Origin of the sequence: Lientehia hominis, assembly GCF_021044755.1 — a bacterium.
Taxonomy (GTDB): Bacteria; Bacillota; Clostridia; order Lachnospirales; family Lachnospiraceae; genus Lientehia; species Lientehia hominis.
Map to the genome: position 1 here is coordinate 110,617 of NZ_JAJNOR010000005.1, position 12,444 is coordinate 123,060.

The window sequence follows — 12,444 nt, forward strand, 5'->3', positions numbered from 1 at the left end:
CTCAGACTCCCCTGAACCGGCTGTTTAATGGAAGATGAACTTGGACAGATATCCCCATACAAAGATGAACAGTACGATCAAGGGCAGGATAAAGGTCACATATCCCCGCACCCAGCCGGGAAATTTCATTCCCTTTCCTTCGTTGGCCTCACCGGTAAATTTTTTCCAGCCCCATCCATATCTGGTCACACAGAACAGCAGATATACCAGACTTCCCAGGGGAAGCAGATTATTGCTGACGATGAAGTCTTCCAGATCCAGTACGTTGCTGCCGGCGCCCAGAGGCTGAAAACCGCTCCAGAGATTGAAGCCCAGCACGCAGGGCAGGGAAAGCACAATGACCGCCACAATGTTTACGAGAACCGCCTTTTTCCGGGAACAGCCCGTCAAATCCGTAGCAAACGATATGATATTTTCAAATACGGCAATTACGGTAGAGATCGCCGCAAAAAACATGAACACAAAAAACAGGGTGCCCCAGACATTGCCAAATTTCATGGCGTTGAATACATTGGGCAGAGTGATAAAGATCAGGCTGGGGCCCTCGCCGGGATTGACATTATAGGCAAAGCAGGCCGGGAAGATAATAAGACCGGCGATTAATGCTACCAGTGTGTCAAGGGCTGTAATGCTGATGGCCTCCCCTGTCAGCCTTCTCTCTTTATTGATGTAGCTGCCAAAAATGGCTATGGCTCCGATTCCCAGGCTCAGCGTAAAAAACGCCTGCCCCATGGCTGCATAGATGGCTTCCCAGAGGCCGTGCTCCTGCAGTTTTCCAAAATCCGGGAGCAGGTAAAATTTAAGCCCCTCCTGGCCGCCTTTTAATGTGACAGAATGAACTGCCAGCACGATCATCATAATAAACAGGCTGATCATCATGAACTTTGTGACGCGCTCTACGCCCTTCTGCAGCCCCATGGCACAGATCCCGAAGCAAAGCAGTACAATGACGACCATAAATCCCGTCATAAGGCCTGGCTGCTGTGTCATGCCCGTAAATTCACCGGCTACTTGATCAGCGTTCAGCCCGGTAAACTGACCGGACGCCATTTTATATACATAATAAAGCATCCATCCGGCAATGGTGGTATAAAACATCATGAGCAGATAATTCCCTGCCATGGCGCCCCATTTGTACCAATGCCACTTGCTCCCTTTCGGTTCCAGCACGTCAAAGGATTTGGCCGCACTTTTCTGGCTCGCTCTTCCCACAGCCAGCTCTGCTACCATGATCGGCAGTCCCAGAACCAGCAGGAAGAAAATATAGATCAGGACAAATGCCGCCCCGCCATATTTTCCCGTCACATAAGGGAACCTCCACACATTGCCCAGTCCGATGGCACAGCCCGCGGAAATCAGGATGAAGCCAAGCCTGGATGAAAATTTTTCTCGTTTCATACTCTAAAACCCCTTTCTTCTCCAAGGGGAATTTGAAACGAAAAACTTCTTCGCCCTCGAAGCTATGATATGGTATGTCTGATCTGAGAAACGAAGCCTCCGCCTCGTCCTCCGCGGCTATTATATCATAACTCATGAGCGATAGTCAGCATTTATTTTCACATAGTCCAAAGTCAGGTCGCACCCCCATGCCGTAGCCGAGTAATCCCCCGCTCCCACATCGGCGATGGCAGTCACCTCGTTCTCCGACAAGATTCTGGTGGCCTCCTCTTCCTCATAACCGGCAGCCGTTCCATTTTCCACTATCTTAAGCTTTCCGGCCCGGCTCTCAAGCCAGATATCCACCTTTTCTGGGTCGAAGGAGACCCCGGAATAGCCAAGGGCACACAGGATCCTTCCCCAATTGGCATCCCGGCCGAATACAGCCGCCTTTGTAAGGCTGGAAGTGACCACGGCTTTCGCCAGTGTCCGGGCCGCCTCCTTGTCGGGCGCTCCTGAGACCTTCACTTCAAATAAGCAGGTAGAACCCTCTCCGTCGCCCGCGATCATCTTTGACAGCGCGGTCATCACCTCATGAAGAGCTTCGCAGAATGATCCGTAATCCTCTCCTTCCTCTGTTATCTCCGGATTTCCGGCCATCCCGTTGGCCAGAAGTACCACGCTGTCGTTGGTGGATGTGTCACCGTCTACAGAAATCATATTAAAGGTATCCTTTACATCGGCGCTCAGCGCTTTCTGGAGCATCTTCCGGGTAATACACGCGTCCGTCGTCAGAAAGCAGAGCATGGTAGCCATATTGGGATGGATCATCCCGGATCCTTTTCCCATGCCGGACACTACTGCGGTCTTTCCTCCCAATTCTACCTCCACCGCAATCTCTTTCGGCTTTGTATCTGTAGTCATGATGGCTTCTGCGGCCAGGCGGGCATCCGACCTTTCACAGCCTAATATCGGCGCCATTTTACCGATTCCGGACCGTATGGCATCCATAGGAAGCTGTGCTCCAATGACGCCGGTAGATGCCACCAGTACCGATTCCTTCGGTATGCCAAGAGCCTTTCCCGTCTCCGCCGCCATCTCTGTACAGCATTCATACCCCTCTTTTCCGGTACAGGCATTGGCCACTCCGCTGTTCACGACCACCGCCTGGGCAAAGGGACTTTCGCAGACCACCTTCTGGTCCCACTTGACCGGCGCGGCCTTTACCACATTGGTCGTAAATACCCCCGCCGCCAGACAAGGCACTTCGCTGTATATTAGAGCCATGTCCTTCTTCCCGCTCTTTTTGATCCCGGCGTGCACTCCCGCGGCTTTAAATCCCTTGGGCGCTGTAACGCCTCCATCCACTGTCTTTATCATCCTTTTATCCTTTCTATCTGCCCTGGTATCACGGAAACATCGGAATCTGCATGAGACCGGTATTTTCCGAAAGTCCAAACATCAGGTTCATATTCTGTACCGCCTGCCCGGCCGCCCCTTTGACCAGATTATCCAAAGCTCCTATGGCAATGATCCGTCCGGTCCGTTCGTCAATCTTAAAATTCATATCCACGAAATTGCTTCCTTCGACCCACCTGGTCTCAGGAAATACTTCCTTTGGCAGGACCCGGATAAAAAATTCCTTTGAATAATATTGATCGTAGACCGCTTTTATTTCCTCATAAGATACTTTCTTCAGAAGTCTTGCATAAGCCGTGATCAAAATTCCCCGGTTCATCGGCACCAGATGAGGTGTGAAATTCAAAAGCACCGGCCGGCCGGCCGCATAGCTGAGCTGCTCCTCGATCTCTGGAGTATGCCGATGTACAGCCACGCTGTATGCCTTGATGCTCTCATTTACCTCGCAGAACAGATTCGCTGTCTTGGCGCTCCTTCCCGCTCCCGATGTGCCTGATTTGGCATCTATTATAATGGAAGAAACATCCAGAAGCCCCTCCTTTACCAAAGGATACAGTGTCAGTATGGAACAGGTGGTATAACAGCCGGGATTGGCCACCAGCCTGGCCTGCTTCACATCCTCTCTGTTGATCTCGCAGAGGCCGTACACCGCCTCTGATATGTATTCCGGACTTTTATGCTTTATCCCGTACCACTTCTCATAGGTATCCACATTTTTAATACGGAAATCCGCACTCAGATCCACAATCTTCGTCCCGGTAAGTATGCCGTCGTTCACTAAAGAAGCACACAATCCCTGAGGAGCAGCGGTGAATATCACATCCGCCTGCCCGGCCAGCTCTTCCATATTATCGTCCAGGCATTTTTCATCTACTATCCGGAACATGTTTCTGTAGACAGACGCGTACTCCTGTCCCACATAGCTTCTGGAGCCATACCAGACAATCTCTGCGTCCGGATGCCCCAATAAAAGCCTTGCGAGCTCCGCGCCGGCATATCCGGTGGAGCCGATGATTCCCGCCTTGATCATAGTCCTCTTCCTTTCTGAACCCGTATATTTTTATGCAGTCCCCCGTATATTTTTTCGGTTTTCCCGCATATTTGCCTGCCTTCCCGTCCAAACAATTTATAATTATACATTATCGATGAATAATATGCAATAACTTTTTTAAAAATTAATTTAGGTATTGCATTTTCTTGAAATATGTTGTATATTTATACCTGCGACATACAGAAACATAGAAACAAAAACAAAAGGTGTGTGCGTTTTTTATGAGGAGGAATAAATGATTATGAAGGAAAAAGAAAAAGTAATTCTCGCGTATTCCGGCGGTCTGGACACTTCCGTCCTGATTCCCTGGCTGAAAGAAAACTACGATTACGAAGTGGTCTGCGTCTGCATTGATGTCGGACAGGGCAATGAGCTGGATGGGCTGGAAGAAAGAGCGATCTCCACCGGCGCTTCTAAATTATATATCGAACATGTCGTAGACGAATTCTGCGACGACTATATCCTTCCCTGTATCAAGGCCGGCGCCGTATATGAACACAAATATCTGCTCGGCACCGCCATGGCAAGGCCTCTGATCGCCAAGATCCTTGTGGACATCGCCAAAAAGGAAGGCGCTGTCGCGATCTGCCACGGCGCCACCGGCAAAGGCAACGACCAGGTACGTTTTGAACTGGGGATCAAAGCCTTGGCTCCCACATTGAAGATCATCGCTCCCTGGAGAATCTGGGATATGAAATCCCGAGAAGATGAGCTGGAATACTGCCAGCGCCATGATATCAAGCTTCCCTTCAAAGCGGACAACAGCTACAGCCGCGACCGGAATATCTGGCACATCAGCCATGAAGGCCTCGAACTGGAAGATCCTGCCGCCGCTCCCAACTTTGACCACATGCTGGTGCTTGGGCAGACTCCGGAGAAAGCTCCCGATGAAGCAGAAGCTGTCTCCATCACGTTTGAGGCAGGCAAACCCGTTGCCCTGAACGGCAAAGAGATGAAACTGTCCGATATTATCACTGAGCTCAACAAACTGGGCGGAAAACACGGCATCGGTATCGCCGATATTGTAGAAAATCGTATGGTGGGCATGAAATCCCGAGGCGTTTATGAGACTCCCGGCGGAACCATCCTCATGGAGGCTCACGACCAACTGGAAGAACTGATTTTGGACAAGGAGACTCTGTCCATGAAAAAAGATGTGGGAAATAAATTCGCCGATATCGTTTATTCCGCCAAATGGTTCTCCCCTCTGCGCGAGGCATGCCAGGCGTTTGTAGAATCCACTCAGAAATACGTAACCGGAGAATGCAAGATGAAGCTCTACAAGGGTAATATCATCAAACAGGGAACCACCTCTCCCTACTCCATGTACAACGAGAGTATTGCTTCCTTTACCACCGGCGATCTCTACAATCACCACGACGCGGAAGGCTTCATCAACCTGTACGGTCTTTCTACCATGGTGCGCGCCATGAAGATGCACGAGATTTCGCAAAATAAGGATTGACCGATCATAACAAGCCGGTATCACAATGCTCACAGAATACAATAAGGCCCCCGTCAGTTTCCCTCTGACGGGGGCCTTATCCATTAAAAAAATTTTTTCTTTTTCAATATCCAGAAGCTGATGCTCACGATGATCAGGCAGACCACGCATATAATCGGGTAACTATACCGCCACTGCGTTTCCGGCATATATACAAAATTCATGCCATACCATCCGGCGATCAAGCTGAGGGGCATGAATATAGTCGTGACTACGGTCAGCACCGCCATACTCCTATTCTGACGGACCTCGATCTGCGTTTGGTATATCTCCCTCACTTCCAGCGCGTATTCCCGGAGCATCTGCGCCTCTTCGGCCAGCCTCCCGCACCGGTCGTTGAAAATCTGGAACATCCTTCCGGCGTCTTCATGGAAAAAACCATTCTGGTTTTCCTGCATCTTGCTCCCTATCTCCGCCAGCTGTGCATAATACCGATGGAGGGCAAAGGCTTTCTTCATAATTTCCATCGGCTGGTGGGAGGATCTGGAAAGCCGCGCGTCAAGAGCTTTTTCTTCCATATCGTCAATCTGATTTTCCAGCTCATCCAGAAACGCCACATCCTCTTCGATAAGCCGCTCCAGAAAACTGTAGAAAAAATGTCCCATGGACACATGGCGCCAACTCCTGCCCTCGCTCATCTGTTCCAGGATTCCGCTAATAAAACCGGTATCATCTAAAAAGACGATGCGCTTATCCCGAATGCAGAAAGCCGCCCTGTCATATGTCTGACTGTAATCCTTCCGAGGCACGGCAAGAGCGCCGATGATCATCTCCGGATACACCTCTGCTTTACAGAACCTTGCGTCCTTGAGACGCATGAGGACCTGTGACTCCGCCCCCTCCAGAATACTGCACTTTCCGATATCCCCAAAGGGAACTACCGCAGCCAGATTTCCCTCCCAGCCCGCGGCTTCCTCTTCTGAAACTGCCTGCAGCTTCTCCTTGATCTCATAACATATCATGCAAGTCTACTTCTCCTGTCCTCCGGCTAGCGGATAAAATCAGTCCGCACCTGTGGCTCCGGGTCAGGCGGCTCTATCCCATTTTTCCTTCCAAACTCGATGCACTTCAAGAGCCATGCCATATTCTTCGCCAAAGTCTCCATGATCTGCATCCCCTCTCCATCCTTCGGAGCATCCTCCGGGACACTTCCATGAACCATATTCCAATACTGGGAGGATACGATAGGCATGCAGGAAATAGTCATGTACTTATTCAGCTGGTCCAGGGCAGCCGTGGTCCCGGCCCGTCTGGCACAGGCCACCGCGGCGGCCGGCTTGTAACGGAATAAATCGCTACCCGCATAGAACGCTCTGTCCATAAAAGCAGTCATCAGGCCCGACGCCGAAGCATAGTGGACCGGCGTTCCAAAAATAAATCCGTCCGCTGTCTCCGCTTTTTCCAGCGCCTCATTCACCGAATCATCGTAAATACATCGGTTGTTTCCTTTTTTCTTACAGACACGACAGTCGATGCAGACACTTTGAAGACTTCCCACGTGAAAAATCTCTGTCTCGATCCCCAGCTGCTCCAGTGTATCGGCGGCTTTCTTCAGTGCAATGTAGGTCGTTCCCCTCTCATGGGGGCTTCCGTTGATCAGCAAAACCTTCATATTTTACATATACCTCCTATCTGTCCTGTTATACAAATCATAAAACCTGTGGTTTCATAAGTCAAGCAAATGATAAAGGCTCTGCCGCTGACCGGACAGAGCCTTTATCATTTTATTTGTTTATGGACGCGCGTTTTCTCATCCTGGGGTCCAGAATCTTCTTGCGAAGGCGGAGATTCTTCGGCGTAACCTCTAAAAGCTCGTCGGTATCCACAAAATCCAGCGCCTGCTCCAGGCTCATGACGATGGGCGGAGTCAGCTTCAGCGCTTCGTCGGAACCAGAAGAACGGGTGTTGGTCAGATGCTTGGTCTTGCATACATTGACCTCAATATCCTCCGCTTTTGCATTGGAGCCTACCACCATACCGCTGTAAACCTTTTCACCGGCCCCTATGAAGAGATTTCCTCTTTCCTGGGCGTTGAAAAGCCCATAGGTGACACTTTCCCCACTTTCAAAAGCAATCAGAGAACCCTGTCTGCGGTATTGAATATCCCCTTTATACGGCGCATATCCGTCAAACAGCTGATTCATGACACCGTTACCTTTCGTATCTGTCAGAAAATCTCCGCGGTATCCGATGAGACCCCTGGACGGTATAGAAAATTCCATCTTGGTGTAGCCTGTCCCGGAAGGCGACATTCCCTGCAGCTCCCCTTTGCGGAGGGACAGCTTCTGGATTACCGTGCCGGAAAACTCATCGGGCACATCAATATATACCAATTCCATAGGCTCCAGCTTTCTTCCCTTTTCATCCTGTTTATAGATGACCTCTGCCTTGCTGACGGCGAACTCATACCCTTCCCGACGCATGTTTTCTATCAGTACGGAAAGATGAAGCTCTCCTCTTCCGGATACTTTGAACCGGTCTGCGTCCTCTGTCTCTTCCACCCTCAGGCTGACATCTGTGTTCAGCTCCCGGAACAGACGGTCTCTGATGTGGCGGGATGTTACGAATTTTCCTTCTGTCCCAGCCAAAGGGCTGTCATTTACCATAAAGTGCATGGCGATGGTAGGTTCTGATATCTTCTGGAACAGGATAGGCTCCGGATGCTCTGGAGAGCATAAGGTATCCCCGATATGCAGATCCGCGATGCCGGAAATGGCCACGATAGAACCGATTCCTGCCTCCGCCACTTCCACCTTGTCCAGGCCGTCGAACTCATACAGACGGCTGATCTTCACTTTTTTAAATTTTTCCGGGTCGTGGGCATTTACAAGAGCCACCTCCTGGTTTACCTTCAAAAATCCGTTATCCACCTTGCCGACACCGATCCGGCCCACATATTCATTATAATCAATGGTGCTGATCAGCACCTGAGTATCCGCGTCAGGGTCTCCTTCGGGGGCGGGGATATGGTTCAGGATCGTATCAAACAAAGGCTTCATATCCTTCTTTTCCCCGTTCAGATTCAGCATCGCATATCCGCTTTTGGCCGACGCGTACACGAACGGGCAGTCAAGCTGCTCATCGGTTGCATCCAGCTCTATGAGAAGCTCCAATACTTCATCGATGACTTCGGCAGGCCGCGCCTCCGGCCTGTCGATCTTGTTGATACAGACGATCACAGAAAGATCAAGCTCCAGCGCTTTCTGCAGCACAAACTTCGTCTGCGGCATCGCGCCTTCAAAAGCATCCACCACCAGGATAACACCGTTTACCATTTTCAGCACACGCTCTACTTCTCCGCCAAAATCCGCATGTCCTGGGGTGTCAATGATATTGATCTTCGTACCTTTATAAAACACCGCCGTATTTTTGGACAGGATGGTGATCCCTCTTTCCCGTTCAATGTCGTTGGAGTCCATCACCCTTTCCACGACCTCCTGATTGACACGGAAAACGCCGCTCTGCTTCAGAAGCTCGTCCACCAATGTGGTCTTCCCGTGGTCAACATGGGCGATGATCGCAATATTTCTTACATCTTCTCTTGTAGTCTTCATGACTTTCCTGCTTTCTTCTTCTCATTTCCGGATTCCTGTAATACCCGTCTTTGCACATTTCCCTATATTAGCACACTATATCCTGTGTTTGCAAGAGAAAATTAGCCGTTTTCCTCAGTTTTCCCCGACTTTATATGGACATCCAGCTGTCCGAAGGGAATCGTGATCCCCTTTTCGTCAAATGCCAGCTTGACCGCTTCCGTCAGATTCCACTTGCATTTCCAGTAATCTTCCGTCTTTACCCAGCACCGGCACCCCAGAGTCACCGCGTTCGCATCCAGAGACGACACATAGGAAAAGTGCTCTTCTTCCTCAAGGACGAGCGGCTCCGCCTCTACCAGATCAATCAGTATATCCTTGGCTTTCCCGAGGTCTGAATCGTAAGAGATTCCGACCTTCATATCCAGCTGCCGTTTTTCCTGAGCCGTCACATTCGTCATACTGCTGTTGGCCAAATTCCCGTTGGGCACCATGATGATACGGTTGTCCAATGTGACCAGCTCCGTATACACCAGGCCGATGCTTCGGACTGTCCCTTCATTTTTATTGCTGTCCTCTATGATATAATCCCCGACCTTAAAGGGCTTAAGAATCAAAATCAGAAGGCCGCCCGCAAAATTCCCAAGGCTTCCCTGCAGAGCCAGGCCTAGAGCCACTGTGACAGAGCTGGCGATAGCAGCGAAGGATGTGGGCTGTACGCCTGCAACGCCCAAGATTATCAGAATCAGGAGAATATAACCGATGGCCCTTACCAGATACTTTACAAATTTCCGGACCGTAATCTCCGCGCCGGCCCGTTCCATGGAACGCTCCGTTATTTTTACGGCCGTCCTGATGATCTTTCTCCCGATAAGGAACAAAAGAAGTGCGAGTATTGCTTTGATGCCAAAGATCGCCGCCTTGATCGGCAGGCTGTCAAGCATCTCTTTAAACTGCTTTCCATAGGTGTTTCCTATCTGTTCCACAGCGGCCGCCACATCGGCCGCCGCTGTCTCCTCTGTCCGTAATATCATCATGGACTATGCTTCCTCCATCATCGCCTTCTTGATTTTCTCGATCCCGGCGGTCTTTCCGGCGGACCTTTTCGCTTTCTTTTTGGCCGCAGTATTTCCCTTTACCTGCTCCAGGACCGGAATATACTGAAAAACCTGAATACCGAGGGGAGCCGCCTTGATGGTGATCGAATTCTCCCTTTCATCGTGCTCCACATTTTTAGACTGTTTTACCCTCGGATTTACAGCTCCGGTACCGCCGTATTTTAAAGCGTCGCTGTTCAGAATCTCTTTGTATTTCCCCGGAAATGGAACTCCCACCTGATAGGCCTCGTGAATCACCGGAGCAAAATTGCAGACAACCAGAAGCGTATCTTCCGCTTTTCTGCCCTTCCTCAGGAACACCGCAATATTCTCTTTGGAATTGGTACAGTCGATCCATTCAAAACCGTCCGGATCGTCGTCCAGCGCATATACCGCCGGGTGCTCCAGATAAAGCTTATTCAAATCTTTCACATACGCCTGAAGCTTTTTGTGGATATCATAGTTCAGCAGATACCACTGGAGCCCTTCGCCCTCATTCCACTCATCCATCTGCCCGAATTCCTGTCCCATGAACAAAAGCTTTTTCCCCGGATGCATCATCATAAATCCATAAGCCGCCCGTACATTGGCAAACTTAAACTCGATGGCGTCTCCCGGCATCTTCCCTACCATGGATCCCTTTCCGTGCACCACCTCGTCATGGGACAATACCAGGATGAACCGCTCGCTGTAAGCATAGATCAGGCTGAATGTCATCTCTCCGTAATGATAAGTCCTGTAGATGGGATCGCACTGCATATAGCCAAGGAAGTCATTCATCCACCCCATATTCCATTTATAGTCGAAGCCCACGGCTCCGTCCTCCACATCACCGGTGATCCTGGGCCACGCGGTGGACTCCTCAGCGATCAGCACTGTGGGAACCTGTTTTTTCTTGAAGATGGAATTCAGGTGCTTGAGCATCTCCAGAGCCTCAAGATTTTCATTCCCGCCGTAAATATTGGGAATCCACTCTCCGTCATTTTTTCCGTAGTCCAAATACAGCATGGAAGCCACCGCGTCCATCCGGATACCGTCGGCGTGGTATTCTCTCGCCCAATAAAGAGCGTTGGCAATCAGAAAATTGGACACCTGAGGCCGCCCGTAATTAAAGATCAGAGTCCCCCAATGGGGATGTGCTCCTTTTCTCGGATCCTTGTGCTCGTAAAGGCCAGTCCCGTCAAAATCCGCAAGGCCGAAGGCATCTCTGGGAAAATGCGCCGGCACCCAGTCCAGGATCACGCCAATCCCCGCCTGGTGCATCGTATCGACAAAGGACCGGAAATCATCCGGCGTCCCATAACGGCTGGTTGGAGCATAATAGCCTGTCACCTGATATCCCCAGGATTCATCCAGCGGATGTTCCATCACCGGCATCAGCTCCACATGGGTATATCCCATCTCTCTTGCATAAGCAGCCAGCTCCGGTGCGATCTCCCTGTAGTTGTAGAAAGGATTTGACTGATCCTCCTCTGCATCCTCCCGTTTCTTCCATGACCCCAGATGTACCTCATAGATATTCATCGGACCAGCCGTCAATGTTCCCTGCTGCGCCGCTTTATTCCGAACAGACATCCAGTCTCCGTCGCCCCATTCGTATTTCCCCAGATCATATACAATGGAAGCGGTGGCGGGCCTGAGCTCGGCGTAATTGGCATAAGGGTCCGCTTTCAGGCAGGGATTTCCTCCTTTGAACTTCACTTCATATTTATATATCTCCCCGGAACCGATGCCGGGAATGAACAGCTCATAGACGCCGGAGTCTCCCAGTCTCTGCATCTGATGGCGTCTGCCGTCCCACAGATTGAAATCCCCGACCACGCTGACCCGCATGGCGGACGGCGCCCATACGGAGAACAGCACGCCTTCCACTCCGTCCCGTTCCATGGGATGCGCTCCCATTTTCTCATAAATCTCATAATGGATCCCGGACGCAAACCGTTTCAGATCGGCTTCCGTATAAACGGAAGGGAAGCGGTATGGATCTTCCAGCACCTGTGACGTACCGTTATCATAAGTCACTTCAAGCACATAAGAAGGAATCTTCCTGCCCGGCACCAGAGCCGCAAAAAATCCGGCGTCATCCGCCTTTTCCATCTTATAATGCTTTTCACCCTTTTTCACGATCACTTCCATGGAAACCGCCGTCGGTATAAAAGCCTGAATCAAAATTCCATCGTCAGTCAGATGCGGCCCCAGAATGCCTTCCGGTTCCTGACATTCTGAATACACGACTGCTTCTATCTCCGGCCAGTCCATTAACCTGTATAATAACTCATCCATTGTCATCCCTCCTGGCATACGCTTAAATCGAAAGAAATAATCCGAATCATCCTCTGTCCCTTCTATTCTATCATCTGCCTTTCCATCGCACAAGGGCGGCCGCAGGGATTTTATTCGTAATCTTTTTCCATTCTTTGACAGAGACTTGACCCCTTTTCACGGTTTTTCGGTACACAATAT

At 50.4% G+C, this 12,444-nt stretch carries 8 protein-coding genes and 1 pseudogene; 1 reads left to right on the top strand and 8 read right to left on the bottom strand.

Annotation, left to right across the window (positions count from 1 at the left end):
- Positions 1 to 24: 24 nt before the first annotated feature.
- The 3 genes from LQE92_RS09430 to argC all read right to left on the bottom strand — a co-directional run bounded on the left by LQE92_RS09430 (position 25) and on the right by argC (position 3,826).
- Positions 25 to 1,398: a sodium-dependent transporter gene (locus LQE92_RS09430; protein ID WP_231062731.1), complete on the bottom strand. Its 1,374-nt coding sequence runs from the start codon at positions 1,396 to 1,398 to the stop codon at positions 25 to 27.
- Between the two features lie 132 nt (positions 1,399 to 1,530).
- Positions 1,531 to 2,754, bottom strand: a complete 1,224-nt coding sequence (gene argJ, locus LQE92_RS09435) for a bifunctional glutamate N-acetyltransferase/amino-acid acetyltransferase ArgJ (protein ID WP_231062902.1) — start codon at positions 2,752 to 2,754, stop codon at positions 1,531 to 1,533.
- A 31-nt stretch (positions 2,755 to 2,785) separates the two neighbouring features.
- Positions 2,786 to 3,826, bottom strand: a complete 1,041-nt coding sequence (gene argC, locus LQE92_RS09440) for an N-acetyl-gamma-glutamyl-phosphate reductase (RefSeq protein ID WP_231062732.1) — start codon at positions 3,824 to 3,826, stop codon at positions 2,786 to 2,788.
- 262 nt (positions 3,827 to 4,088) lie between these two features.
- On the opposite strand from argC, the gene LQE92_RS09445 reads away from it, so the two are divergent.
- Positions 4,089 to 5,312, top strand: coding sequence for an argininosuccinate synthase (locus LQE92_RS09445; RefSeq protein ID WP_231062733.1), 1,224 nt, complete (start codon positions 4,089 to 4,091; stop codon positions 5,310 to 5,312).
- Positions 5,313 to 5,395: 83 nt separating this feature from the next.
- Here LQE92_RS09445 and LQE92_RS09450 read toward each other — a convergent pair whose 3' ends face one another.
- From LQE92_RS09450 to glgB, 5 genes and pseudogenes are all read right to left on the bottom strand, one after another.
- The gene (locus LQE92_RS09450) at positions 5,396 to 6,313 is read right to left on the bottom strand and encodes a magnesium transporter CorA family protein (RefSeq protein WP_231062734.1); all 918 of its coding nucleotides are present in this window, start codon (positions 6,311 to 6,313) and stop codon (positions 5,396 to 5,398) included.
- Positions 6,314 to 6,339: 26 nt separating this feature from the next.
- Positions 6,340 to 6,963, bottom strand: coding sequence for a flavodoxin family protein (locus LQE92_RS09455; RefSeq protein WP_231062735.1), 624 nt, complete (start codon positions 6,961 to 6,963; stop codon positions 6,340 to 6,342).
- A 112-nt stretch (positions 6,964 to 7,075) separates the two neighbouring features.
- Positions 7,076 to 8,905: a translational GTPase TypA gene (gene typA, locus LQE92_RS09460; protein ID WP_231062736.1), complete on the bottom strand. Its 1,830-nt coding sequence runs from the start codon at positions 8,903 to 8,905 to the stop codon at positions 7,076 to 7,078.
- A gap of 101 nt (positions 8,906 to 9,006) precedes the next feature.
- Positions 9,007 to 9,921 (bottom strand): mechanosensitive ion channel family protein, encoded by a 915-nt coding sequence (locus LQE92_RS09465; RefSeq protein WP_231062737.1) that lies wholly within the window; start codon positions 9,919 to 9,921, stop codon positions 9,007 to 9,009.
- A gap of 33 nt (positions 9,922 to 9,954) precedes the next feature.
- A pseudogene (glgB, locus tag LQE92_RS09470) lies at positions 9,955 to 12,264 on the bottom strand (1,4-alpha-glucan branching protein GlgB); the annotation flags it as partial.
- Between the last annotated feature and the right edge of the window lie 180 nt (positions 12,265 to 12,444).

Coding starts and splice junctions, on each gene's coding strand:
- LQE92_RS09430 (WP_231062731.1), bottom strand. CDS start 1,398: ATGAAACGAGAAAAATTTTCATCCAGGCTTGGCTTCATCCTGATTTCC.
- argC (WP_231062732.1), bottom strand. CDS start 3,826: ATGATCAAGGCGGGAATCATCGGCTCCACCGGATATGCCGGCGCGGAG.
- LQE92_RS09445 (WP_231062733.1), top strand. CDS start 4,089: ATGAAGGAAAAAGAAAAAGTAATTCTCGCGTATTCCGGCGGTCTGGAC.
- LQE92_RS09450 (WP_231062734.1), bottom strand. CDS start 6,313: ATGATATGTTATGAGATCAAGGAGAAGCTGCAGGCAGTTTCAGAAGAG.
- LQE92_RS09455 (WP_231062735.1), bottom strand. CDS start 6,963: ATGAAGGTTTTGCTGATCAACGGAAGCCCCCATGAGAGGGGAACGACC.
- typA (WP_231062736.1), bottom strand. CDS start 8,905: ATGAAGACTACAAGAGAAGATGTAAGAAATATTGCGATCATCGCCCAT.
- LQE92_RS09465 (WP_231062737.1), bottom strand. CDS start 9,921: ATGATGATATTACGGACAGAGGAGACAGCGGCGGCCGATGTGGCGGCC.